This is a genomic window from Streptomyces sp. NPDC048441 (assembly GCF_043200235.1).
Taxonomy (GTDB): domain Bacteria; phylum Actinomycetota; class Actinomycetes; order Streptomycetales; family Streptomycetaceae; genus Streptomyces.
Map to the genome: position 1 here is coordinate 1 of NZ_JBICXM010000023.1, position 23,750 is coordinate 23,750.

Sequence of the window (23,750 nt, forward strand, 5' to 3'; positions counted from 1 at the left end):
CCGGTACCCCAGCAGACCCGGCAGGAGCCGGAGCCGGAGCCGCAGACGCCCCCGCCCCAAGGGCCAGCGCCGACGCCCGCCCCCCCCCGGCCCCCCGCGCCCCCCCGCGCCACCCCCCCCCCGCGCCGGGCCCCCCCCCCCCCCCCCCCCCCCCGCGCCCCCCCCCCCCCCCCCCCCCCCCCCCCCCCCCCCCCCCCCCCCCCCCCCCCCCCACCCCCCCCCCCCCCCCCCCCCCCCCCCCCCCCCCCCCCCCCCCGGCTCGTTCGAAGGCCGGATCCGCCGTCAGGCGACGATCAGATAGATCCCGTACGCCACAGCCGCCGCGCAGAGCGCGAAGCACACGTACGCGCCCGTGCGTGCTGCCACGGGGGTGCTGCCACCTCCGGAGGAAGGAGCACCGGCCGTCGCCGCCTCGCGCTTGGAGAGGCCGACGATGCCGAGGGTGAACAGGCCCACCAGGGCCACCGTGATGCCGAGGCTGACTCCGAAGACGGAGCCGAGAGCTGCCCAGTCGATATGCATGGTGTTCCGTTCCTTAGACCGTGGCGCGGGCGGGATCCGCCACGGTGCCGGTCGGGGCCGAGATGGTGGCCTTGACGAGGTCGACGTGGCCCGCCGGGGCCGAGCCGGTGGGCGGCGGCGTGACGGCGGCCATCGCGGTGGTCACGACGCCCGCGGGCTCGGCCGCGGGGGATTCGCCGATCTCGTCGTCGGCGACGTTCGTGTGGTCGACGGAGTTGCGCCGGGACAGTGCCCAGATGATGGCCGAGCCGGTCACCAGGAGCGCGGCGGTCGCCGCGACGCCCCAGGGGCCCTGCTTGGTGAGGAACTCCGCGCCCGCGCCGACCAGACCGGCGGCCGGGAGCGTGAGGCCCCAGGCGACGAACATGCGGGTCGCCGTGGACCAGCGGACCACACCGCCCTTGCGGCCGAGGCCCGCGCCCATCACGGCGCCCGAGCAGACCTGGGTGGTGGAGAGCGAGAAGCCGATGTGCGAGGAGGCGAGGATCGCGGTCGCGGCACTGGTCTGGGCGGCGAAGCCCTGCTGCGGCGCGAGATCCGTCAGGCCCTTGCCCATGGTGCGGATGATGCGCCAGCCGCCGAGGTAGGTGCCGAGCGCGATGGCCATGCCGGCCGAGACGATGACCCACAGCGGGGGGTTGGCGCCCGGGTTCAGGACACCGCCGGTGATCAGGGCGAGCGTGATGATGCCCATGGTCTTCTGCGCGTCGTTCGTGCCGTGCGCCAGCGAGACGAGGCCCGCGGAGGCGATCTGGCCCGCGCGGTAGCCCTTGGCGGTCGCCTTGGTGTCGGTGTTGCGCCCGATGCGGTACGTCAGGCGCGTGGCGAGCGTCGCGGCGATGCCGGCCACGAGGGGCGCGGCGAGCGCGGGGATGAGGATCTTGGTGACGACGGTGCCGCCGTTGATCGACGACCAGCCCATCGACATGACCGCGGCGCCGATGAGGCCGCCGAAGAGTGCGTGGGAGGAACTGGAGGGCAGGCCCACCAGCCAGGTCAGCAGATTCCAGAGGATCGCGCCGACCAGGGCCGCGAAGATCACCTCTGTCTTCAGTCCGTCCTCGTTGACGATGCCGCCGGAGATGGTCTTGGCGACCTCGACCGACAGGAAAGCGCCGACGAGATTCAGCACGGCGGACATGGCCACCGCCGTCTTGGGCTTGAGAGCGCCAGTCGAGATGGTCGTGGCCATCGCGTTGGCTGTGTCGTGGAAACCGTTCGTGAAGTCGAACACGAGAGCGGTGACGATCACGATCCCGAGGAGAAGCGTGATGTGTTCCATTTACCCAGGCTTCTGTTGGACGTCAGTGGCAAGTGGAACGTAGGCAATCTGAGTGAACGGAAAGTGAACTGGGTCGGGCCTTGCGGTGACCCAATTCGGGGCGCTGCCACTCCGCTTCCGCCGGGGCTCCGGCGAAGATCGCCCGGAGTGGCACCGCAGGGCCCGGAATCTGGGCTTCCAGAGGCTTTCCGAGGGCTTGCGGAGGCTCCTGGCTACCCTCTGGCGAACCTCTTCAGCTGGCTCAGTGATCCGTTGAAGAGATTCTGATCACCCGGCAGTCTTCCGCTGTTGTCGTGCTGCCAGATGGTCAGGTACGACCAGCCCTTGGGCAGTGCCCCCGACGTCGATGACCAGTGCGCCAGCCACAGTGCGTGGTTCGATCCGAAGGCGCGGCTGCCGCCCGTGCAGTTGTTCCACCACTTGGCGGTCGTGTAGATCACGGGGCGGCGCCCCGACTGCCGCTTCACTTCGTTGCTGAAGGACTTGATCCAGTTGACCATGGTGGTCTTGCGGAGGCCGTAGCACTTGCGTGAGCTGTAGGGATTGTGCTCGATGTCGAGCGCGGGCGGCAGCGTCCAGCCGTCCGCCCGCCAGCGTCCGCCATGGCTCATGAAGTACGCGGCCTGCTTCCTGCCCGACGACTTGTTCGGCACGGCGAAGTGGTACGCGCCGCGGACGATGCCCGCGTTGCGGGAGCCGTTGTACTGCTGCTTGAAGTAGGGGTTGCGGTAGGTGTGGGACTCGGTGGCCTTCACGTAGACGAAGCGTGCGCCCTTGCTCTTCGCCTTCTGCCAGTTGACGTTCTTCTGGTGTGACGAGACGTCGTGCCCCCTGGGCTTGCCCGCGGCCGAAACCGGAATCTCGGCGAGGGCGGTCCCTCCAAGGGCCAGTGCCGCTGCGGAAGCCGCGAGGACGCGTGCGCGGCGATGGGATGGTTTGTGCTCACGAGCCATATTTCCCCCCGGATGGCGACGTGCATGACAAATCCCCCAGAGGTTAGTGGAAGATCATCGGATGCCGGTCGATCGCCAGCCAATAGCCGTAGAGATGGATGTATGCCCATTGATGTCCTTCTCGACTCCGGGCTCCGTACTACAGTGCCGCGGCCCACGGCTGGCAGGATCGCGGCATGACGGAGCAGTTGGGTGACGGCGGGCGGCGCGCGATCGAGCGGGCGTGGGACGAGCTGGTGGCAGCGGCCCGCAGAACGGTGCGGGACGGCCTGGTGGTCGGCACGTCGGGCAATCTCTCGGTGCGGGTGGGCGGCACGATCCTGGTCACCCCGAGCGGCGTCCCGTACGACCGTCTGACCCCCGAGGACGCGGTGGGCGTGGACATCGACGGCCGCCGCCTCTTCGGCGATCTTTCGCCGACCAGCGAACTGCCCATGCACCTGGCGATCTACCGCACCACCAGCGCGGGAGCCGTCGTCCACACCCACGCGGTGCACGCGACCGCCGTCTCCACCGTCGTCCAGGAGCTCCCGCCCATCCACTACATGGCGGCGGCGCTCGGCGGCCCGGCCCGCGTCGCCCCGTACGCGCCGTACGGCTCGGACGAGTTGGCCGAGAACATGCTCCGGTCCCTCAGGGGGCGCACAGGTTGCTTGCTCCAGAACCACGGAACCGTCACATACGGAGGCACTCTGGACCAGGCGTACGACCGCACGGCACAGCTGGAATGGATGTCCCGCCTCTGGCTGACGGCCAGCGCGATCCCGGGCCACACCCCGACCCTGCTGACCACCAGCCAGCTGAGGGAAGCGGAGGACAGACTGCGGGGGTACGGGCAGCGGTGACGCTCCATGGGTGACGCGATGAAGGTGTCACTCCGCGGGTCACGCCCACTGGCCGTACCGACCCGCCCGCCGGACACTGGGCAGGTGCGCCAAGCCAAAGCGACGGCAACGGCCGTCACCGCCGTCACCACCGCCCTCCTGGGCGGCGCAGCCGCCGTCGCCGCGGGCCGGTTCGCCAGCAACGCCGCCCTGAAGGCACCGGCGGGCCGCCCGCTGCCGACCGAGCCGCGCCTCACGGTCCATGCCACGGCGGCGGGCCGGATCACCCTGACCCGCGCCTTCGCGAGCCTGCGCCCCGGCACCTACGGCATGAGCGGCCACGGCAGCCACGCCGTGATCGGCCCCGTCGTGGACTCGGCGCCGCACGCCGCGGACGCCGTCGTACGGCGCCTGGAGCGCGTCACGCACGGCTCCGTCGAACCCGGGGACAAGATCTGGCTCACCCCGCAGGTCCACATCGGCGACCCGCACGCCGCACTGGGCATCGACCACGCGGACGTGGACATACCGGGAGAGCTCGGCGGTCTTCCCGCCTGGTTCGTGCCGGGCGTCCGCGACACCTGGGTGATCACCGTGCACGGCCTCGGCACGACCCGCGAGCACCCCATGGTCGTCATGGACTTCCTGCACCGCCAGCAGTTCCCCGTGCTCGACATCGCCTACCGCGGCGACCTCGGCGCACCCCGCTCCCCGGACGGCCTCGGCCACCTCGGCGAGACCGAGTGGCGCGACCTGGACGCGGCCATCCGCTACGCCGTCCGCTACGGCGCCGAGAACGTGATCCTGCACGGCTGGTCCACCGGCGCCGCGATGGCCCTGCACGCCGCCGCGTACTCGGCCCTGCGCGAGCGGATCAGCGGACTCGTCCTCGACTCCCCGGTGCTCAACTGGGAGACCACCCTGCGCGCGCTCGCCGCGGCCCGGCGCACGCCCAGGCCGCTCCTGCCGCTCGCGGTGCGCGCCGCCCAGGGCCGCACAGGCCTGCGCGGCGACCGCATCCTGGAGGCCGCGGACCCCGGGGTGCTCAAGGTCCCGACGCTCCTTTTCCACGGCCCTGACGACGTCATCGCCCCCTGGGGGCTCTCCCGTCAACTGGCTGAGCGGCGCCCGGATCTTGTCACTCTGCACACCGTTCCGGATGCGCCCCACGGCGCCATGTGGAACGCCGACCCCGCGGGTTACGAAGAGGCGCTGAGGCGCTTCCTCACGCCCCTCATGTAGCGCGCGAAAGCCCCCTGCCGCAGCGCTCCGGAGCCTTGCGAAAGCATTCCGTTTGGGTTTTCGGACCGTCAACAGGAAGACTGCTCCCGTGACGTCCCGTATCCCGCGCGACTCAAGGCTCCGACTCGTCCGCGCTCAGTCCCCGAGGGCCGAGAGGCGAGCGGGGGCGGAGCGTGGCGCAGCGCGCCCCCTGACCGCCCCCGGCGCAGTGACACAGCAGCGCTCGCGCCGCCCCGCGCCCCGGCCCCCCGAGGGCACACCCGCCCCCGCCGAGCTGGCCAGGATGGCGCGCAAAGGCCTCGCCGCCGCCGTACGGGTCGCCCGCTGGGCCGATACGTCCCTGCACCCGGGCCGCAGCCGCGACGGAGCGACCCCCGACGGCAGAGGCACCCTCTCCACCGCCACCGCCGAACGGGCCGCCGCCGAACTCGGGCTGACCCCGGATCAGGTCCGCGCCGACTGGGACACCGCACGCCTCGCAGGACTCATCGAGGTGCACGGCGACAGCGCACGCCCCGGCTGGCGGCTGCGCGCCTGGGACCGCGACGACGCCGCCGTACTGCGCGGCTGGGTCGCACTCTTCGACGCCTGGTCGCTCACGCACACGGCATCGCGCGAACTGGCGCCCGCCACCGTGGCCGAGACCGTCGAGGCCATGCCGCAGCTCCTCACCCTGCTGCAGCTCTCGGCGGGCCCCGTGCCCCTGCCGCAGCTCCTCGACCTCCTCGATCAGCGCGTCACCGAACTGCGCACGGAACGCTGCGAGATCCCCTACGGCCCGCAGCCCGAGCCGGTCGACCCCGACGAAGCCCCGCCCCTCGCCACCCTCCTCGACTGGGCGCTGCGCGGCCTCGCCGCCGTCGGAGCGCTGACGTACGCCGAGGGACAGGCCACGCTCACGCCGCTCGGCAGCTGGGCGGTCTGGGTCAAGCTCGAGCAGATCTGCGTGGCCGCGCAGAGCCCGGCGGGGAACATCGAGCAGGCCGCCGACGACATGCTCCGGGGCTGTGCGCGGCTTCGCCCGAACGCGGCCCGCTCCGAGTACCGCGCCTGGCTGGCCGCCCGCCCCGTCGGCAGCGCCGTCACCGAGCTCCTGACCGCCGCCCGCGGCGAGGACGCCCTCCTGCGCGGTCTCGCCTTCGAAGCCCTGCGGGTGGTCGGCGCCCCGGCCGAGGCGGAGGTGCGGGCCGTCGTCGACGAGACCTCGCTGCGGCCCTACGCCCTGATCTGGCTGGCCGAGCAGGAGGGCGCCGACCCCGAGGACGTCCACCTCGTCCTGACGCGGGACGAGTCGACGTGGCTGTGGGTCGACACCGCCGCGGCCGTCGCCGACCACGGGGAGACTCAGCTCCTCGTACGCCATCTGGAGTCGGCGGTCCAGGGCACGGTGCCCGCTCTCCTGGACGAGGTCCGCAGGATCGGCCACCCCCGCACCGTCCAGGTCCTGGTCGCGCTCGCCGCGGCCCACCCCGACCCGGCGCTCGCGAAGGCCGTGCGCCGGGCGGCGTTCCAGGTGCACACCGGAGGGGTGTAGCGGCTCACCGGAAGGTGTTGCACTGCCCCATGTCGCCGGTGCGGTAGCCCTGGTAGAACCACTGCTGCCGCTGCTCGGCCGAGCCGTGCGTCCAGGTCTCCGGGGTGACCCGGCCCTGGAACTTCTCCTGGATGCGGTCGTCGCCGACCGCGGCCGCCGCGTCGAGGCCCTCGCGGATGTCCGCGTCGTTCAGGCTGGTGATCAGCGGCTTGCCCGTCCTGTCGTCGGGGGTGCGGGTCGCGTGCCGCGCCCAGACGCCCGCGTAGCAGTCGGCCTGCAGCTCGACCTTCACGGCGTTGCTGTTCCGCCCCGTACGCCCGTCCTGGGAGCGCTGTAGCGTCCCCATCAGGTTCTGCACGTGGTGCCCGTACTCGTGCGCCACGACGTACGCCTGCGCGAAGGGACCGCCGCTCGAGCCGAACTTGGTCCGCAGCTCGTCGAAGAAGCCCAGGTCCAGATAGACCTTCCGGTCACCGGGGCAGTAGAACGGGCCGACGGCCGATGTGGCGGCGCCGCACGCCGTGCCCACCCGGCTTGTGAACAGGACGGTCGGCGCGGGGGAGTAGCTCGCCTGCCTGCGCCGGAACTCCGCGCGCCAGTAGTCCTGCACGCTGTTGACCACCGCCACGATGCGGCAGTCCTCCTTGGTGTTCGCGTCCTGCCCCGTCCGGCAGGTCCGCTGGACCTGTGCGAGCGACGAGGACGAGACGGCGGGCTCCTCGTTGCCGGACGAGAGCCCGAGCTGGTCGGGGCCGACCCCGAAGAAGAGACCCAGGAGCAGCGCGATCAGGCCCGCGACGCCTCCGCCGACCGTCGCCTTGCCGCCGGGGATCCGGCTGCCCCGCACATCCTGTACCTCGGACGTGTCCAGATCGGCGTCGTCGTCGAACTGCATGGGCGCACCACCCTCTGCCTCGCGTTCGGGGCGATGCCGGACCGCTGTCGGACCGCCCTGTGCCGAGATGCCGGCGCCTTCATCCTGGTATGCACCGTCCCGCGCGGCGCCGGACGGAGGTCCGAACGGGGGACCCTCCCCGAGCGGTGCGTCGTGTCGCGGCGGACGGCCGGGTCCTGGCGGGGACGCCGCCGCTACGCTCTGCGCCTGTTCCGTGGGCAGAGGTACTGGCAAGAGGTGCCGAACAGAGGTACCGAGGGGGCGTCATGTCCGTTGTGCCGATCGAGGTGCCCGGCCTGCGGCCGACAGGTGCCCGCCGTGCTCGCCGTGGATCCCGGCTCGCACTCCCGGTGGCCCTCGCACTCCTCGCCCTGCCGCTCATCACCGCGGCCCACCACTCGCGACCGGCCCCCTACGGAGACCACGTCACCGTCCACGCGCGCGTGGCGGACGGCACCGAAGCCCCCGCGCTCCGCACGAAGGGCCGCACCGTCCAGGCGTACGACCCGGCCACCGGCCGCGCCCGCTGGACGTACAGCCGCGAGGGAGCCCGCCCGCTCAGCGTGCTCCCCGCACCCGGGCACGCCATCGCGCTCTGGAGCGACGGCATGGTCACCGACACCGCACGGGCCGACGGCAGCGCCGTCCGCTGGCACCGAGCCACCCCAGGCAGCGCCTCCTGGCTGCGCACACCCGCCGCCCGCGGCGCCGCCGGAGTCCTGACGACGCTCGACCCCGGTGGCCACATGCTCGCGATCGTCACCCCGCTCCGTATCTCCGCCTACCGCAGCGCCGACGGCGACCTGCGCTGGGTGCTGCCCGCCCAGCGCGGCTGCGCCTTCGAGCCCGCCCGCTCCGTGCGCCGCGGTGGGGCCCTGCTGATCGCCCAGCCCTGCGGAGATGCCGCGACGCCGTGGACCTCGCAACTGATCGCGGTGGACGACCTCGGCCGGATCGCGCCCCGGCGAACGCCCCTGGGCAACGAGCTGCCGGGCAGCGCCCACGACGTCGTACGAACCCGGGCAGGAAAAGGGTTTGCACAGCCCCGTTAGAATTGCTCCTATGGCCATTCTCCTCGTGCATTAGACGGCGTGATCGCCTTCCTCAGTCCATCACTCGTCCATCCCCCCTGCCCTGGAGACTGTCCGTGATCACCGCTTCCGGCATCGAGCTGCGCGCCGGCGCCCGCATGCTCATCGAGAACGCCACCTTCCGTATCGCCAAGGGCGACCGCATCGGCCTGGTGGGCCGCAACGGAGCGGGCAAGACCACGCTCACCAAGTGCCTCGCCGGTGAGGGCACCCCGGCCGGCGGCACCATCAGCCGCTCCGGAGAGGTCGGCTACCTCCCGCAGGACCCGCGCACCGGTGACCTGGACGTGCTCGCCCGCGACCGCATCCTCTCCGCCCGCGGACTCGACGTACTCATCCGCAAGATGCGCGAGAACGAACAGCGCATCGCCAACGGCTCGGGCGGCACCCGCGACAAGGCGATGAAGCAGTACGAGCGCCAGGAGACGGAGTTCCTCACCAAGGGCGGGTACTCCGCCGAGGCCGAGGCCGCCACCATCGCCGCCGCGCTCAACCTCCCCGACCGCGTGCTCGGCCAGCCCTTGCACACGCTCTCCGGTGGTCAGCGCCGCCGTATCGAGCTGGCCCGCATCCTCTTCTCGGACGCCGACACGCTCCTCCTCGACGAGCCCACGAACCACCTCGACGCGGACTCGATCGTCTGGCTGCGGGACTACCTGAAGAACTACCGCGGCGGCTTCATCGTGATCTCCCACGACGCCGACCTGGTCGAGAAGGTCGTCAACAAGGTCTTCTACCTGGACGCCAACCGCGCCGAGATCGACGTCTACAACATGGGCTGGAAGCTCTACCAGCAGCAGCGCGAGTCCGACGAGAAGCGCCGCAAGCGCGAGCGTCAGAACGCCGAGAAGAAGGCCACCCAGCTCCACTCGCAGGCCGACAAGATGCGGGCCAAGGCCACCAAGACCGTCGCCGCGCAGAACATGGCCAAGCGTGCCGACAAGCTCCTCGCGGGCCTCGACGCGGTGCGCAAGAACGACAAGGTCGCCAAGCTGCGCTTCCCCGAGCCCTCGCCCTGCGGCAAGACCCCGCTCATGGCGGAGGGCCTCTCGAAGTCGTACGGCTCGCTCGAGATCTTCACGGACGTCGACCTCGCCATCGACAAGGGCTCACGCGTCGTCATCCTCGGCCTCAACGGCGCGGGCAAGACCACCCTGCTCAAGCTGCTCGGCGGCGTCGAGGAGGCCGACACCGGGAAGATCATCGAGGGCCACGGCCTCAAGCTCGGCTACTACGCGCAGGAGCACGAGACCCTCGACCCCGAGCGCTCGGTCCTGGAGAACATGCGCTCGGCGGCCCCCGACCTAGACCTCGTCGAGGTGCGCAAGACGCTGGGTTCGTTCCTCTTCTCCGGCGACGACGTCGACAAGCCCGCCAGCGTCCTGTCCGGCGGCGAGAAGACCCGTCTTGCCCTCGCCACCCTGGTCGTCTCCTCCGCCAACGTCCTGCTCCTCGACGAGCCCACCAACAACCTCGACCCGGCGAGCCGCGAGGAGATCCTCGGCGCCCTTCGCACCTACAAGGGCGCGGTCGTCCTCGTCACGCACGACGAGGGCGCGGTGGAGGCCCTCCAGCCGGAGCGGATCATCCTGCTTCCGGACGGCGTCGAGGACCTGTGGGGCCAGGACTACGCGGATCTGGTCGCGCTCGCCTGAGCGTCCGCCTGAGCGTCCACATGGGTTGATCGAATAACTGATCCACTGTGTATGGATCATTCGGCCGATGCGTGATCCTTCATCTGTGTGAGGCCTCCTCGTACCGAAGTGTGGGATACACGGATTTTCGATGTGGCGGGGCCGTCGCCCCCGACTCTGTCCCGCCACCGCGCTGACCTGGTATTTCACCCCGCAACCCATTCGGCCGTACGGAATTCGACACGCGGAATCGTTAATTCCGCTCGTGGTGCAGCCTTCCCCGGCGGGAAACCTCGTCGTACGGACCTTGCCGAATGGGTGGCCAGGAAGCCCATGAGGGGTGATCATGAGAAGTCCAGAGCGCACTTCCCATGAGGAGGCACGGGTGGCCGAGACTCTGAAGAAGGGCAGCCGGGTAACCGGCGCCGCGCGCGACAAGCTCGCGGCAGACCTGAAGAAGAAGTACGACGGCGGTGCGAGTATCCGGGCGTTGGCCGAGGAGACCGGTCGTTCGTACGGCTTCGTGCACCGCATGCTCAGCGAGTCCGGAGTCACGCTGCGGGGACGCGGCGGGGCGACGCGAGGCAAGAAGGCCGCGGCCGGCTGACGGCTGCGGGCGGTTCACCGGCTTCGACGGTGGCCATCCGGTCGATCGTCCTCCAGAGCCCTTAGAGGGGCCTGGGGGTGATCCCTATCGGCCGGGTGGTTACTGTGCAGTCACTTACGGGCGCGTACTTCGTGCGTCCGGATCGACCGCACACCACCATCGGAGGCCCCTATGGTTTCGCCCGGCAGTGAACTCGGCGGATCCGCACCGGTACTCGACAAGGACGGCGTACGCCTGACTGTCGACGAGGCCGTCGCCACGGTGACGCTGGCCAACCCGGCCAAGCGCAACGCCCAATCTCCCGCGCTGTGGAGGGCGTTGGCCGAGGCAGGCCAGTTGTTGCCGGGCAGTGTCCGCGTGGTCGTGCTCCGCGGTGAGGGCAAGTCCTTCTCCGCGGGCCTCGACCGGCAGGCGTTCACGCCTGAGGGGTTCGACGGCGAGCCTTCCTTCATCGATCTGGCGCGCGGTGACGACGGCGTCCTCGACGCCACGATCGCCGAGTACCAGGAGGCGTTCACCTGGTGGCGGCGCAGCGACATCGTGTCCATCGCCGCCGTACAGGGTCATGCCATCGGTGCGGGCTTCCAGCTCGCGCTCGCCTGTGACCTGCGGATCGTCGCGGACGATGTGCAGTTCGCCATGCGCGAGACCAGCCTGGGCCTGGTGCCCGACCTCACCGGCACGCACCCCCTCGTGGGTCTTGTCGGCTACGCCCGTGCGCTTGAGATCTGCGCCACCGGGCGTTTCGTCCACGCGCCCGAAGCCGAGCGGGTGGGCCTCGCCAACCTTGTCGTGCCCGCGGACCAACTCGACGCGTCCGTGAGCGACCTGGCGTCCGCACTGCTCGCCGCGCCGCGCGACGCCGTCATCGAGACCAAGGCGCTGCTCCAGGGCGTGTCAGGTCGTACGTACGAGGAGCAGCGCACCGCCGAGCGTGCCGCGCAGAGCCGCAGGCTGCGCGATCTCGCGGGCCTCGGCGACTGACACCATCACTCCACCGCGGTGACCAGGACGGCGACCGACGGGTTGTCCCGCAGTGCGTCACCGACCGCCGTGCGGACCGCGAGTGCCACGTCCAGGGCCCGGTGTCCGCGATCCGTCGCCAGTTCCACGCGCGCGTGGCGGCGCGGCAGCGCGGCGTCCGTCGTGTCTGTCGTGGTGGACTCCTCGATGTGGACGGCGCGGCCGAAGCCGCCGAGCGTGCCCGTCAGGCGTTGTACGCCCGGCACGCCAAGGGCGGCGCTCGCCGCGCGGGCCTCGTCGCCGCCGTCGGGGGCCGGCTCCTTCTCGGCGGGGGACTTCGCCGGTTCCGCGGGTACGTCCACGGGGGCGGGGCCCGTGTCGAGCAGCTCCGTCACGTCGAGGTCCACCTCCTCGACGACCAGGCCGAGCCGGTCTTCGGCGGCGGCGAACAGGGCCGCCCGGAGCCGGGCCGCCGCCGCGGGAAGCGGCTCGGCCGCCGAGGCCGCGAACTCCGCCGTGATCCGCAGCGGCCCCGGCGGCAGCGCGCTCGGCGGTGACGGCACGGAGGGGACGTACGTCTCCGAAGGATCGGCGAGCGCCACCCGCAGGCCGCCGAGCCGTACGCCGCTCACCCGTTCCGCCGCATGGCGCAGTACGCCGTCCGCTGCCGCCTCGGTCAGCCAGGACCCGTCACCCGGCCCGCCGAGCGGCAGCACCCGCCCCAGGCCGAGCTGTCGCCGTACCGCCTCAGTCCATCCGTCAGCCGTCATCGCCCCAGCCTGCCGCATCCCTGGCGCGCGACCACGTCACCGCACTTAGTGTGGACGGAGGAGTAGATCCCCTTTCGAAAGGGACGGACGGCGATGACCGACACCGGACAACGGAACCGGCCTCAGGAGAACCTGGCGAAGGGGTCCCCTGACGAGGCGGCAGGGAAGACGGGCACGACCAAGAGGGGCGGCGGTGATCCCGCGACCCGCGGGCGCACCACCATCGCGGACGGCGTGGTCGAGAAGATCGCCGGACTCGCGGCCCGCGATGTCGTCGGCGTGCACGCGATGGGCGGCGGATTCGCCAGGACCTTCGGCGCCGTGCGCGACCGGGTGCCCGGCGGCTCGGGCTCCAAATCCGTGTCGCGCGGCGTCAAGGCCGAGGTCGGCGAGGTACAGACGGCACTCGATCTGGAGATCGTCGTCGAGTACGGCGTATCGATCGCGGACGTCGCGCAGGACGTGCGGGAGAACGTCATCGGGGCGGTCGAGCGGATGACCGGGCTCGAAGTCGTCGAGGTCAACATCGCGGTGAGCGATGTGAAGCTCCCGGACGAGGAAGACGATGAGCCGCAAGGCCGCCTTCAGTGACGCAGTCGTCTTGCTAAGGAGCGCACGATGAACATGGCCGTGATCGGCATGGTGGCCGGAATGGCGCTCGGCTTCGCCGGGTACTTCGGCGGGTTCGGAGCGTTTCTCCTGGTGGCAGCCCTGGGCGCCATAGGGTTCGTCGCGGGCCGGTTCCTCGAGGGGGACCTGGAGCTCGGCGACTTCTTCCGTACCCGTGGCGACGACCGGCGGCGGTGAGCCGTGGCGGCAGGGGTCGCACCAGGGGAGCGCGGCGCGACCCGGATCGCCGACCGGGTCGTCGCGAAGATCGCCGCGCGGGCGGCACGTGAGGCACTGAAGACGGTGCCCGTGGACGGCGCGCCGCCGCACGCGACGGTCACCGTCCGCCATGACGTGGCCCGTGTCCGGGTCAGCGTCGAGCTCGACTATCCCTCGGACATCGGCGCGCAGTGCGGTGCCGTGCGTCACCAAGTCGTCCAGCGGGTAAAGGCGTTGGCGGGGATGGAAGTGCCCGAGGTCGCGGTCCAGGTCGAGCGGCTGCACTCGGCACACGTGCGCGCCGCGGCGCAGGGGAGGACGCTATGAGCGAGGCTCAGGGGCCTCAAGGGTCTCAGGGGTCCAGCGGTGGTGGCGGTACGCAGCCGCTGCCCGTCATCGAACGGGGCGATGGTGAACTCGACCAGTCGGCGTCCGCGGCGTCCTACAACCCGCCGCCCACCCTGGCCGACGACACCAAGGCACCCCGCTTCTGGTCATCGCGGCGGGTACCCGCCGCCGTCCTCGCTCTGCTGATCCTCGGCGGCGCGGGGCTTCTGCTGTACGACATCGCGGCGGTGCGGGCCGGGCACTCCGCCATGGCGTGGCGTGGCGACCTCGCTCGCGAACTCGCCGGGCGGCGCCTGGACAGCACGGCCGTTCTCGTCGGCGCGGGACTCGCAGCGGCTGCCGGGGTGTGGCTGATCGTGCTCGCCGCGACGCCAGGGCTGCGGACGGTGCTCGCGATGCGGCGCGGCGACGCGGACGTACGGGCGGGCCTTCACCGGGGAGCCGCGGCGATGGTGCTGCGGGACCGGGCGATGGACGTGTCCGGCGTGCAGTCGGTGCGGGTCCGTATGACGCGCTCCAAGGTGGACGTCCACGCGGTCTCGCACTTCCGCGAACTCGACGACGTACGAAGCGACTTGGACATCACGCTGGCCGACGGCATCAGGGACCTGGGCCTCGGCCGAGGCCCCTCCCTCTCGGTCCGGGTGGCACGGCCGGGCAGGAAGGGCTGAGCTCGCGATGCTGAAGAAGGTCAACCGTGTGGTCATCGGCCTGATCGGCCTGGTCCTCGTACTCGGCGGCGGCTCGGTGCTCGCCGTCGGGCTCGGAGTGTCGCCGCCGTCGTGGTGGGTCCACGACGGGAAGCGTGACGTCCTGCTGAGCGATGCGGACCGGGCGCGGTGGCGGGACGACGGCTGGTTCTGGCCCACCGTGATCGCCGTACTCGCGGTGTGCCTGCTGCTCGCCCTCTGGTGGCTCGCGGCGCAGCTGCGGCGGCGAAGGCTCGCGGAGGTCCTGGTCGAGACCGGGGACGGGGAGGGTGCGCTGCTTCGTGGGCGGGCCCTGGAGAGCGTGCTCGTGGGCGAGGCGGAGGCGCTGGAGGGCGTACAGCGGGCGGGAGTAGCCCTGACAGGCCGCCGCAACGCGCCTGAGGCCCGGGTGTCCCTGCTCCTGGAGCCGCACGCGATGCCCGGGGAGGCCCTGCACCGGCTCTCGGTGGAGGCGTTGGCGCAGGCTAGGGACTCGGCGGGCCTTGCCCGGCTGCCGGCGGTGGTGCAGTTCCGGGCTGTGAAGCATCGGGCTGAGCGGGTGAGTTGAGGGGACGGGCTGGGCAATCCAGCCCGTCTGGGGGTCCCCCCTGCTCAGAACCCGTGCCGCGCCCCACCATCCACCGGCAGCATGACCCCGGTCAGATACGAGGCCGCAGGCGAAAGGAAGAACGCGGCAGTACGCCCGAACTCCTCCGGCGCCCCATACCGCCGCAACGGAATCCGCGCCTCATTCCCCGCACGCGTTGCCTCAGGATCCGCCGAGAGCCCGTCGAGCTGCCGCACCCGGTCCGTGTCGATGCGCGCGGGCAGCAGCCCGACGACCCGGATGCCCCGGGGCCCGAGCTCGTCCGCGAGCGACTTGGCGAAGCCCGCGAGTCCGGGCCGTAGCCCGTTGGAGATGGTGAGACCGGGAATCGGCTCGTGCACGGACGCGGAGAGCACGAAGCCGATGACGCCGCCCTCGTCGAGCTCGGCCGCCGCCTTGCGAGCCAGCCGCACGGCCCCGAGGAAGACGGACTCGAAAGCCGACTCCCACTGCTCGTCGGTGTTGTCGGCGGCAAACCCGGGCGCGGGACCACCGACGCTGATCAGTACACCGTCGAAGCGCCCGAAGTGCTCACGCGCGGCGGAGATCAGCCGGTCGGCGACGGCCGGATCGGCGTTGTCCGCCGCGATGCCCCGCGCGTCGGGGCCGAGCTCGGCCGCCGCTTCGGTGACCGTCTTCTCGTCCCGCCCGGTGATCAGTACCTTCGCGCCGTCGGCGACCAGCGCACGCGCGGCGGCGTTGCCCAGGCCCCGGGTGGCACCGGTGATGACGTAGACGCGGTCCTTCAATCCAAGATCCATGGCCCTATCCTGCCGCCTCGTGACAGGGGAACGCGAGGGAGGTGCCGCTGGCCCTAGACCGAAGCGGGCGCGGCCTCCGGCGCCGTTGCCTCGGCGGCGGCCGCACGGCGGTCCTTCACTTCCCTGCGCACCAGAACCACCCAGCCGATGGGGACGCCCGCGCAGAACAGCCACCACTGGACGGCGTACGCCATGTGGGGTCCGATGTCGCTGTGCTCGGGCTCGCCGATGACCTGGGGGGAGCCGTCGGCGGGCTTCGGCGAGGTCAGCTCGATGTACCCGCCGAGCACTTCCTTGCCGAGACTGTGCGCCTGCTGGCCGCTGCTGATCAGCATGATCTGACGGTCCGGCAGCCCCTGGAGATTCTTGATGCCGCTCTCCGCGGACGTCTCGTCGGTCATCATCCGGCCGGTGACGGTGTTCTCGCCCTTGGGCGGCGCGGGGATCTTCGGGAACGCGGTCTGCGGGCCGTTCGCCGGGATCCAGCCCCGGTTGACGAGCAGGACCTTGCCGTCGTCGAGGACGAACGGGGTCAGCACGTGGAAGCCGATCTCCTCGTCGGAGTTCGTGCGGCGCCGCACGACGACCTCGTGCTTCGTGTCGTACGTCCCCTGCGCGCTCACCCGGCGGTAGCGCTCGGACTTCGAGACGGAGTGTCCCGGCGATGTCAGCTGCTCGGCCGGTACCGGCTTCGCGTCGAGCGCCTTGGAGATCTCCGCGTTCTGCGCGACGCGGTGCTCATGGCGGTGCAGCTGCCAGAAGCCCAGCTCGATCATCGTGGGGATGAGGACGAGGCCGATGAGGGTGAGGATCACCCACTGCCGGGTCAAGAGGAAGCGGTACACCCCACGAAGGTACAACTCGGTCGTGGGGTGCCCAGGGGTGGGGTACTCCGGAACGCGGCCGCGGGGGAGCGGGCCGGGTCACACCCTGTCGACGATGCCCACCTGCCCCTCCGCCCGAGAGCAGTGCGCACCGCAGTACCACTGTCCCTCGACCTCCACGCCCTGGCCGATGATCCGGCAGCGGCAGTGCTCACAGATGGGCGCCATGCGGTGAATGGCGCAGGAGAAGCAGTCAAAGACGTGCACTGCTCCTTGGGCATGAACCTCGAAGGACATGCCGTAGTCGTTTCCGCAGACCTCGCAACGTGCCATGCGCCACAGGGTGGGACGCGCGGTGCCCTCATGCGAGTGGGCAGGCGGGAGCCGGGCCGATAATCACCCGTCTGACATCCGTCCGGCGCCCTTCCGGTGCTCTTCCGGCATCCGTCCGGCACCCGCGGGGCGGCTCAGCCCCCCGTCGCCGGAGCGACGTCCTGGAGGAGCTGGCCGAAAGCGGCCTCGTCGATGACGGGTGTGCCGAAGGACCGTGCCTTCACGGTTTTGGAGGTGCCCGAATCCGGATCGTTCGTGACGAGCAGGCTGGTCAGGCGCGACACGCTCGTCGCGATGTGCAGACCGGCCTCCACCGCGCGGTCCTCGAGCAGCTCGCGCTCGACGGAGGTGTCTCCGGAGAACGCGACCCTCATGCCCTGCTGGAGCGCCTTGCCCGGTTCGTACCGCCCGGGGTTGGGGTAGGGGCACGCGGGCCGCTTGCGCGAGGGGCGCCAACTGCCCGCACCGTATGAGGAGTACGCGGGGGCGGCGGAGCCTGGTCCCGTCGGCTGGCGGACGATCCTGGCCGCACCGTCGGACCACTCGGTGAGCGGACGGCACTCCAGGAGAGGCAGCCGCACTCCGCCGCCGGCCGCCGCCTTGAGGCTCGGCCGGAACGCTTCGGCGAGCACGCGCGCGTCGTCGAGCGCGTTGTGCGCGTGTCGCTGCTCGACGCCGAAGTGCGCGGCGAGGGACTCCAGCTTGTGGTTGGGCAGCGGCAGTCGCAGCTCCTTGGAGAGGGCGATGGTGCACAGGCGCTGACGCACGGGGGCGGTGAGCTCCGCGCGTGCGTACTCCCTGGCGATCATCGACCAGTCGAAGACGGCGTTGTGCGCGACCAGGACGCGGTCGGCGAGGCGCGCGGCGAACTCCTCGGCGATGTCCTTGAAGAGCGGCGCGCCCGCGAGCAGCTCACTGGTGAGGCCGTGAATCCATACGGGTCCCGGATCGCGCTCGGGGTTGACCAGGGTGTACCAGTGGTCCTCCACCTCGCCCCGGGCGTCCACTCGGTAGACGGCAGCCGACACTATGCGGTCGTCGCGGGCGAGCCCTGTGGTCTCGACGTCGACGACCGCGTATCCCGTTGGATACGCGGCCGGCCAAGGGGCTGCGGACGCTGCGGTCGTCTGGTCTTCGAGCATGGTCCATGAGGATACGGGCCACGACTGACAGTCAGGTCCCTGGGCTTCCCCGGTGCGTCTTGTGGCCGGTTCCCTACCCGAGAAGTCCGGACACCAGTGCCTTCACCGACACGGTGAACAGTGCGTCGGGGTCGACGGGCCTGGCGAGCGCCTGGGCCAGTGCGGGGTCCTGTTCCGCCGTCCGCGCACCCCACAGCTCGTCCTCGCCGGGCCGCTGTACGGGCGCGCGTTCGCGGTTGCGCTCGACCAGGACGTGGCCGACGACATGGACCTGGACGGCGCGTACGGCGTCGGCGGCCCGCGCGCCGCGCAGGCCCGCCGCGTGCACTTCGTGCACGAGGACCTGCTGGGCGGGCAGGAACATCCGCTCAGTGAGGCCGCGTTCGTGCACCATCGCGACGAGGTGCGGATGGTCGCGCAGCTGGCGGCGCAGGGCGCGGGCCACGGAGGCGACGCGTTGGCCGGGGGTGCGTCCGGTGGGGTGGATGTCGCCGAGGTCGGCGACGGTGCGTTCGACGAGGGCGTCGAGGAGCGACTCGCGGTTGCCGACGTGCCAGTAGATCGAGGTGACGGCGGTGCCGAGCTCGGCGGCGAGCTTGCGCATCGTCAGGGCCTGCGGGCCGTGCCGCTTCACGAGGGCGGTGGCGGCGGCGAGGACCTGTTCCCGGTTCAGCGTGCCGCGTTCCCGGTTCTGCCGACCGTGTTCCTGATGCGGATGCGTACGCGTCTCTTCACTCTTCACGAGTCCTGTTGTAACTGTGTTACAGAACCCCCGCAAGTCCCGCCGACGAAGGGTGGTACGACATGGCACGCGTACGTTATGGAGCGCGCACCGAGGCGGAGATCGCCGCGACGCGCACCGCGAGCTCCAAGCTCCCCGACATCTGGTCCACCGGTGTGGTGGCCGTCTGGGAGAGCGATCCGGACGCGGTGGCGGCCGTCCTGCCGCCCCCGCTCAAGCCCACGGCCCGCCCCCTGGTGCGGGCCAACATCAGCAAGGTCGACCTGCCCGGTTATCCGCTCGGCGCGGGCTCGGTGGCCGTCGCCGCCGAGCACGGCGGAGTGACGGGCTGGTATCCGCTCGTCATGCCGATGACCCACGAGAGGGCCCTGATCGGCGGGCGTGAGGTCTTCGGGGAGCCGAAGAAGCTGGGCGAGGTCGAGGTGGAGCGCGACGGCCTGGTGGTCCGTGCCTCGCTGGCACGGCACGGCATCGCTTTCGTGGAGGTGCGGGGCGCGGTCAGTGGCGCCCTGCCGCTTCCGGAGCCGGTCCAGAAGACGGACTTCTACTTCAAGTTCCTTCCGGCGGTGGACGGTTCGGGTTTCGACGCGGACCCGGTGCTCGTGCACTGCGTACGCAACGAAAAGGTGCGCAAGCTGGAGGGCATCACCGGGGACGTCGTGCTGCGCGAGTCCATGTACGACCCGGTCGCGGACCTGCCCGTCCGCGCGGTCGTCGAGATCACCATCGGTGAGAAGACCACCGACCAGAAGGGCCGGGTGGCCGAGCGGGTCAGTGCGCAGGCGTTGCTGCCCTACATCCACCAGCGCTACGACGACCCGCAGCAGATCCTCGACGGCCCGCCCGAGGGGAGCGTCTGAGATGGAGCTGCGGGAGGGGCAGGTCGCCGTCGTCACGGGCGCGGCCAGCGGTATCGGCCTCGCGATGGCGCGGCGGTTCGCGGCACAAGGACTGAAGGTGGTCCTCGCGGACGTCGAGGAGGGCGCCTTGGAGAAGGCGGCGGCCGGTCTTCGCGAGGACGGGGCGAGTGTGCACGCGCGCGTGGTCGACGTCGGCTCGCGCGAGCAGGTCTTCGCGCTCGCCGACGACGCGTACGAGAAGTTCGGCGCCGTCCATGTGCTGTGCAACAACGCGGGTGTCGGCTCGGGCGCCGAGGGCCGCATGTGGGAGCACGAACCGAACGACTGGAAGTGGGCCTTCGAGGTCAATGTGTGGGGCGTCTTCCACGGCATCCAGGCCTTCGTGCCCCGGATGATCGCGGCCGGCGAGCCCGGCCATGTGGTCAACACGTCCTCCGGAGACGGCGGCATCGCACCGCTGCCGACGGCGTCGGTGTACGCGGTGACCAAGGCGGCCGTCGTGACGATGACCGAGTCCCTGTACGCGCATCTGAAGGCGGAGCACGCGCGCGTGGGAGCCTCCGTGCTCTTCCCGGGGCCGCACATGCTGCGCACCGGACTGTGGGAGTCGCACCGCAACCGCCCCGACCGGTACGCCAAGTCCCGCCCCCGCAAGACCCCTTACCGCAGCCTCGGGCAGTGGGAGTCGGCGATGAAGGAGGCGGGCCAGGAGGTGGAGTTCACGCCGGTCGAGCAGGTCGCGGACTTCGTGGCGGAGGGGATCACGGCAGGACGCTTCTGGCTGCTTCCGGAGAGCGAGCACAGCGACCGGCAGATCAAGGCGAGGTCGCAGTCGATGCTCGACCGGGCCGATCCGGCGTACTTGGAAAACTTCATCCTCGACTGAGGGGTGTCCGCGATGACTGACCGGCAACACGCTGACCGGCAACACGCTGACCGGGAACACCAGGACCCGTACCTGATCATCTCCTCCGACTGCCACGCCGGGCTCCCCACCGAGGAGTACCGGCCCTATCTCGACAGCCGCTTCCACCGGGACTTCGACCAGTTCCTCGGCGAGCGCGACGCGCGCCGCCAGGAGGCCACCCGGCTCGGCATCCGCAACGACGCGTTCGCCGCCAAGTGGTTCCAGGACAACGAAGAGGGCCTGCGCGGCGGCTGGGAGACCGCGCAGCGCCTCAAGGAGCTCGACGGCGACGGGGTGGCCGCCGAGGTCGTCTTCCCCGACGCGGACGCCGTCGACAGCCAGACGGCCGCGCCCTTCGGGGTCGGCCTCGGCCTCTCCGGCGACCAGGACCCGGATCTCGGCATGGCGGGCGCGCAGGCGCACAACCGCTGGCTCGCCGATTTCGTCTCCGAGCACCCCGAACGGCACTGCGGTGTCGCCCTGTTGCCCATCACCGGAGAGGTCAACCGGGTCGTCGCCGAGGTCCACCGGGCCAAGGAGTCCGGGCTCGGGGCGCTGATGATCCCCTCCATGTGGGTCGACAAGGCGCCCTACCACGACCGCCGTTACGACCCCGTATGGGCGGCGGCGGCCGAATGCGCGATGCCCGTGATGACCCACTCCGGGGCGGCGCCCCGGCACGAGTACGGCGACCACCTCGGGATCTACGTCTCCGAAGTGACCTGGTGGCCCGCGCGGCCGCTGTGGTTCATGCTCTGGTCGGGTGTCTTCGAGCGCCACCCGGGGCTCAAGTTCGGCGTGGCGGAGTCGGGCTGCTGGTGGCTGCCGAATCTGCTCTGGTTCATGGACCGCCTCTACCTGGGTGCGCACGGCGGTAAGAAGCTCTCCCCGTTCGCCGAGCTCAAGCGGCCCCCGCACGAGTACCTGGACCGGCAGATCTTCATCTGCGCCACCAACACCAAACGTCGCGAACTCGCCCAGCGCTACGAGATAGGCGTCGACAACATCCTCTGGGGCAGCGACTTCCCGCACCCCGAAGGGACCTGGCCCGACACGCGCGCGTGGCTGAAGAAGACCTTCCACGACATTCCGGTGGGGGAGACCCGGCGGATGCTGGGCCTGGCCGCGGCGGAGGTCTTCGGCTTCGACACCCAGAAGCTGCAGCCGCTGGCCCGCCGGATCGGCCCGACGCCGGACGAACTCGGCCAGGATGCCGACCAACGGGCCGTGGAGGCGTCCTGGGCGCGCTCGCGCGACGTGGGCCGCCACTGGCTCACAGACCACGACTTTCCCGTACTGGGGGCCCAGTCATGACCGAAGAGCGTGACACCGAAGAGCGCTACACCGTCATCTCCGCCGACTGCCACGCCGGCGCAGATCTCCTCGACTACAAGCCCTACTTGGAGTCGCGGCACCACGACGCGTTCGACGCGTGGGCGGCCTCGTACGTCAATCCGTACGAGGACCTGCTCGCCGACACCGCCGACCGCAACTGGAACTCGGACCGTCGCGTCGCCGAGCTCGAGCAGGACGGCATCGTCGCCGAGGTCGTCTTCCCGAACACGATCCCGCCCTTCTTCCCGACCGCCTCCTTGATGGCACCGGCGCCCACACGCGAGGAGTTCGAGCAGCGCTGGGCGGGCCTGCGTGCCCACAACCGCTGGCTCGCCGACTTCTGCGCCGCCGCTCCAGGGCGCAGGGCGGGCGTCTTCCAGATCCTCCTGAACGACGTACAGGAAGCCGTCAAGGAGATCCACTGGGCGGCCGACGCGGGCCTCATCGGCGGTCTGCTCCTGCCGGGCACACCGCCGGGCAGCGGGCTCGCGGAGCTCTACTCGGCGACGTACGACCCGATCTGGGCGGCCTGTGCCGAGCGCGGCATGCCGGTCAACCACCACGCGGGATCGGCCTCGCCGCCCCTGGGCGACGAACCAGCGGCGCGGGCCGTCTTCATGGTGGAGACGACGTGGTTCTCGCACCGGGCGCTGTGGCACCTCGTGTTCGGCGGCGCCTTCCGCCGACACCCGGAGCTGCGGCTCGTCCTCACCGAGCAGGGCTCGGGGTGGATCCCGGGCGTGCTCGACATGCTGGATTACTACCACGGACGCCTGGTCGCCGCGGCGTCGAAGGCGGGCAGCGCGGATACGGCGGAGACAGCGGAGTCGAAGTTCGGTGCGGGCCTCGCCGAATCGATGGGCAAGGGCCCGTCCGAGGTCTGGCGTGACAACTGCTTCGTCGGCGCGAGTTTCATGCGCCCGCACGAGGCGCGGATGCGGGATCGGATAGGCCTCGACAAGATCATGTGGGGCAGCGACTACCCGCACGACGAAGGCACGCACCCGTACTCGCGCGAAGGCCTCCGGATCTCCTACGCGGGTCTCCCGAAGGACGAGATCGCGGCCATGGTGGGCGGCAACGCGGCCCGCGTCTACGGATTCGACCTGGAGCTCCTCGACGCGGTCGCCGCCAAGGTCGGACCGACGGTCCAGGAACTGTCCGAACCCCTCAAGGAGACACCGGTCGGCGCGACGAGCCCGGTGTTCGCTCCGGGAGGGTCGGTAAGGGTCTGGTGACGGCGTGCTCCGTCCAGTGACGGCGTGCCCTTGCTGAACCAGCTCACCCGGGGGTGAGACCCTCCCCGGGTGAGCGATCAGGTACCGGAACACGACGAAGCACACGGCGGCGCTCTCGCCTCCCGGCTCAACTGGCTGCGCGCGGCCGTACTCGGAGCCAACGACGGCATCGTCTCCACGGCCGGTCTCGTCGTCGGCGTGGCGGGCGCCACGGGCGACCGCAGCACCCTGCTCACGGCGGGACTCGCCGGACTCCTCGCGGGGTCCATGTCCATGGCCGCGGGCGAGTACGTGTCCGTGTCCACGCAGCGCGACTCCGAGAAGGCCGCTCTCGCCATGGAGAGGCGCGAGCTGCGGGAGCAGCCCGAGGCGGAACTGGCGGAGCTGACCGGCCTTTTGGAGGACCGCGGGCTCAGTCGCGAGGTGGCGAGGGAGGCCGCGCAGCAGCTCACCGAGCGGGACGCGCTGCGGGCCCACGCGCGCGTGGAGCTCGGTATCGACCCCGACCAGCTCACCAACCCCTGGCACGCGGCCTGGGCCAGCTTCGTCGCCTTCACCGTCGGCGCCCTGCTCCCGCTCCTCGCGATCGTCCTGCCGCCCGCCGACTGGCGCCTGGCGGTCACCGTCGTCTCGGTCCTCGCCGCGCTCGCCCTCACGGGCTTGAGCAGCGCACGGCTCGGCTCGACGGCCCTGCGTCCTGCCGTGCTGCGGAACATGGGGGGAGGGGCGCTCGCGATGGCGGTGACGTACGGGGCTGGGGCGCTGCTCGGGGCGGTCGGTGTCTGAGAGTCCGCAGGTGTTCAAGCGTCCGCTTTTGGC

At 71.1% G+C, this 23,750-nt stretch carries 27 protein-coding genes; 17 read left to right on the forward strand and 10 right to left on the reverse strand.

All coding sequences use genetic code 11. From position 1 onward, the window contains the following. Positions 1–282: 282 nt before the first annotated feature. The 3 genes from ACGFSB_RS36450 to ACGFSB_RS36460 all read right to left on the reverse strand — a co-directional run bounded on the left by ACGFSB_RS36450 (position 283) and on the right by ACGFSB_RS36460 (position 2,757). The gene (locus tag ACGFSB_RS36450; protein WP_393408616.1) at positions 283–522 is read right to left on the reverse strand and encodes a hypothetical protein; all 240 of its coding nucleotides are present in this window, start codon (positions 520–522) and stop codon (positions 283–285) included. A 13-nt stretch (positions 523–535) separates the two neighbouring features. After that, complete coding sequence (locus ACGFSB_RS36455) at positions 536–1,804, reverse strand: anion permease (protein ID WP_393408619.1); 1,269 nt, start codon at positions 1,802–1,804, stop codon at positions 536–538. 212 nt (positions 1,805–2,016) lie between these two features. Then, positions 2,017–2,757, reverse strand: a complete 741-nt coding sequence (locus ACGFSB_RS36460) for a lysozyme (RefSeq protein WP_393408622.1) — start codon at positions 2,755–2,757, stop codon at positions 2,017–2,019. Positions 2,758–2,933: 176 nt separating this feature from the next. Here ACGFSB_RS36460 and ACGFSB_RS36465 point away from each other — a divergent pair, with 176 nt between their 5' ends. The 3 genes from ACGFSB_RS36465 (at position 2,934) to ACGFSB_RS36475 (ending at position 6,357) form a co-directional block, all read left to right on the forward strand. Continuing rightward, a complete protein-coding gene (locus tag ACGFSB_RS36465) occupies positions 2,934–3,602 on the forward strand; it encodes a class II aldolase/adducin family protein (protein WP_393408623.1) in 669 nt (222 codons plus the stop codon). Between the two features lie 84 nt (positions 3,603–3,686). Then, the gene (locus ACGFSB_RS36470; protein WP_393408624.1) at positions 3,687–4,823 is read left to right on the forward strand and encodes an alpha/beta hydrolase; all 1,137 of its coding nucleotides are present in this window, start codon (positions 3,687–3,689) and stop codon (positions 4,821–4,823) included. Between the two features lie 88 nt (positions 4,824–4,911). Further along, entirely contained in the window at positions 4,912–6,357 is a 1,446-nt protein-coding gene (locus ACGFSB_RS36475) for a hypothetical protein (RefSeq protein ID WP_393408625.1), read from the forward strand. Positions 6,358–6,361: 4 nt separating this feature from the next. On the opposite strand, the gene ACGFSB_RS36480 is transcribed toward ACGFSB_RS36475, so the two are convergent. Beyond that, positions 6,362–7,252 carry a neutral zinc metallopeptidase gene (locus ACGFSB_RS36480; RefSeq protein ID WP_393408627.1) on the reverse strand — a complete coding sequence of 297 codons (891 nt, stop codon included), beginning with the start codon at positions 7,250–7,252 and terminating at the stop codon, positions 6,362–6,364. Between the two features lie 266 nt (positions 7,253–7,518). Between ACGFSB_RS36480 and ACGFSB_RS36485 the strand changes: the two genes are divergently transcribed. The 4 genes from ACGFSB_RS36485 (at position 7,519) to ACGFSB_RS36500 (ending at position 11,568) form a co-directional block, all read left to right on the forward strand. Continuing rightward, on the forward strand, positions 7,519–8,304 hold the full coding sequence (locus ACGFSB_RS36485; RefSeq protein WP_393408629.1) for a PQQ-binding-like beta-propeller repeat protein: 786 nt from the start codon (positions 7,519–7,521) through the stop codon (positions 8,302–8,304). Positions 8,305–8,399: 95 nt separating this feature from the next. Further along, entirely contained in the window at positions 8,400–9,998 is a 1,599-nt protein-coding gene (locus ACGFSB_RS36490; RefSeq protein WP_393408631.1) for an ABC-F family ATP-binding cassette domain-containing protein, read from the forward strand. Positions 9,999–10,362: 364 nt separating this feature from the next. Then, entirely contained in the window at positions 10,363–10,584 is a 222-nt protein-coding gene (locus tag ACGFSB_RS36495; RefSeq protein WP_055550175.1) for a helix-turn-helix domain-containing protein, read from the forward strand. A gap of 171 nt (positions 10,585–10,755) precedes the next feature. Further along, the gene (locus tag ACGFSB_RS36500; RefSeq protein ID WP_393408634.1) at positions 10,756–11,568 is read left to right on the forward strand and encodes an enoyl-CoA hydratase/isomerase family protein; all 813 of its coding nucleotides are present in this window, start codon (positions 10,756–10,758) and stop codon (positions 11,566–11,568) included. Positions 11,569–11,573: 5 nt separating this feature from the next. Here ACGFSB_RS36500 and ACGFSB_RS36505 read toward each other — a convergent pair whose 3' ends face one another. Beyond that, positions 11,574–12,317, reverse strand: coding sequence for a nucleopolyhedrovirus P10 family protein (locus tag ACGFSB_RS36505; RefSeq protein WP_393408636.1), 744 nt, complete (start codon positions 12,315–12,317; stop codon positions 11,574–11,576). 93 nt (positions 12,318–12,410) lie between these two features. Between ACGFSB_RS36505 and ACGFSB_RS36510 the strand changes: the two genes are divergently transcribed. The 5 genes from ACGFSB_RS36510 to amaP are packed head-to-tail and all read left to right on the forward strand — an operon-like array spanning position 12,411 to position 14,750. Beyond that, positions 12,411–12,908 carry an Asp23/Gls24 family envelope stress response protein gene (locus tag ACGFSB_RS36510; protein WP_393408639.1) on the forward strand — a complete coding sequence of 166 codons (498 nt, stop codon included), beginning with the start codon at positions 12,411–12,413 and terminating at the stop codon, positions 12,906–12,908. 27 nt (positions 12,909–12,935) lie between these two features. Beyond that, positions 12,936–13,124, forward strand: coding sequence for a hypothetical protein (locus tag ACGFSB_RS36515; RefSeq protein ID WP_344521752.1), 189 nt, complete (start codon positions 12,936–12,938; stop codon positions 13,122–13,124). A gap of 3 nt (positions 13,125–13,127) precedes the next feature. Next, positions 13,128–13,472, forward strand: coding sequence for a hypothetical protein (locus ACGFSB_RS36520; protein WP_393408641.1), 345 nt, complete (start codon positions 13,128–13,130; stop codon positions 13,470–13,472). Further along, the gene (locus ACGFSB_RS36525) at positions 13,469–14,164 is read left to right on the forward strand and encodes a DUF6286 domain-containing protein (protein ID WP_393408643.1); all 696 of its coding nucleotides are present in this window, start codon (positions 13,469–13,471) and stop codon (positions 14,162–14,164) included. Before ACGFSB_RS36520 ends, ACGFSB_RS36525 begins: the two co-directional genes overlap by 4 nt. A gap of 7 nt (positions 14,165–14,171) precedes the next feature. After that, positions 14,172–14,750, forward strand: coding sequence for an alkaline shock response membrane anchor protein AmaP (gene amaP, locus ACGFSB_RS36530; RefSeq protein ID WP_393408645.1), 579 nt, complete (start codon positions 14,172–14,174; stop codon positions 14,748–14,750). Positions 14,751–14,794: 44 nt separating this feature from the next. Here the strand turns inward: amaP and ACGFSB_RS36535 are convergent, their stop codons facing one another. The 5 genes from ACGFSB_RS36535 to ACGFSB_RS36555 all read right to left on the reverse strand — a co-directional run bounded on the left by ACGFSB_RS36535 (position 14,795) and on the right by ACGFSB_RS36555 (position 18,591). Beyond that, on the reverse strand, positions 14,795–15,550 hold the full coding sequence (locus ACGFSB_RS36535) for an SDR family oxidoreductase (RefSeq protein ID WP_393408648.1): 756 nt from the start codon (positions 15,548–15,550) through the stop codon (positions 14,795–14,797). A 53-nt stretch (positions 15,551–15,603) separates the two neighbouring features. Continuing rightward, complete coding sequence (locus tag ACGFSB_RS36540) at positions 15,604–16,395, reverse strand: SURF1 family protein (protein WP_393408650.1); 792 nt, start codon at positions 16,393–16,395, stop codon at positions 15,604–15,606. Positions 16,396–16,473: 78 nt separating this feature from the next. Further along, positions 16,474–16,707, reverse strand: coding sequence for a hypothetical protein (locus tag ACGFSB_RS36545; RefSeq protein ID WP_249590727.1), 234 nt, complete (start codon positions 16,705–16,707; stop codon positions 16,474–16,476). A gap of 134 nt (positions 16,708–16,841) precedes the next feature. Next, positions 16,842–17,849: a DEDDh family exonuclease gene (locus ACGFSB_RS36550; RefSeq protein ID WP_393408653.1), complete on the reverse strand. Its 1,008-nt coding sequence runs from the start codon at positions 17,847–17,849 to the stop codon at positions 16,842–16,844. Between the two features lie 73 nt (positions 17,850–17,922). After that, positions 17,923–18,591: a TetR/AcrR family transcriptional regulator gene (locus tag ACGFSB_RS36555; RefSeq protein WP_393408656.1), complete on the reverse strand. Its 669-nt coding sequence runs from the start codon at positions 18,589–18,591 to the stop codon at positions 17,923–17,925. Positions 18,592–18,653: 62 nt separating this feature from the next. Between ACGFSB_RS36555 and ACGFSB_RS36560 the strand changes: the two genes are divergently transcribed. The 5 genes from ACGFSB_RS36560 to ACGFSB_RS36580 all read left to right on the forward strand — a co-directional run bounded on the left by ACGFSB_RS36560 (position 18,654) and on the right by ACGFSB_RS36580 (position 23,717). Then, the gene (locus ACGFSB_RS36560) at positions 18,654–19,451 is read left to right on the forward strand and encodes an acetoacetate decarboxylase family protein (RefSeq protein WP_393408659.1); all 798 of its coding nucleotides are present in this window, start codon (positions 18,654–18,656) and stop codon (positions 19,449–19,451) included. 1 nt (position 19,452) lies between these two features. Continuing rightward, the gene (locus ACGFSB_RS36565) at positions 19,453–20,337 is read left to right on the forward strand and encodes an SDR family NAD(P)-dependent oxidoreductase (RefSeq protein ID WP_393408660.1); all 885 of its coding nucleotides are present in this window, start codon (positions 19,453–19,455) and stop codon (positions 20,335–20,337) included. A gap of 12 nt (positions 20,338–20,349) precedes the next feature. Continuing rightward, positions 20,350–21,672: an amidohydrolase family protein gene (locus tag ACGFSB_RS36570; protein ID WP_393408662.1), complete on the forward strand. Its 1,323-nt coding sequence runs from the start codon at positions 20,350–20,352 to the stop codon at positions 21,670–21,672. Continuing rightward, positions 21,669–22,931 carry an amidohydrolase family protein gene (locus ACGFSB_RS36575; protein WP_393408664.1) on the forward strand — a complete coding sequence of 421 codons (1,263 nt, stop codon included), beginning with the start codon at positions 21,669–21,671 and terminating at the stop codon, positions 22,929–22,931. The genes ACGFSB_RS36570 and ACGFSB_RS36575 overlap by 4 nt, the downstream gene beginning before the upstream one ends. A gap of 69 nt (positions 22,932–23,000) precedes the next feature. Then, positions 23,001–23,717 carry a VIT family protein gene (locus tag ACGFSB_RS36580; protein WP_393408666.1) on the forward strand — a complete coding sequence of 239 codons (717 nt, stop codon included), beginning with the start codon at positions 23,001–23,003 and terminating at the stop codon, positions 23,715–23,717. The last annotated feature ends 33 nt before the right edge of the window (positions 23,718–23,750 follow it).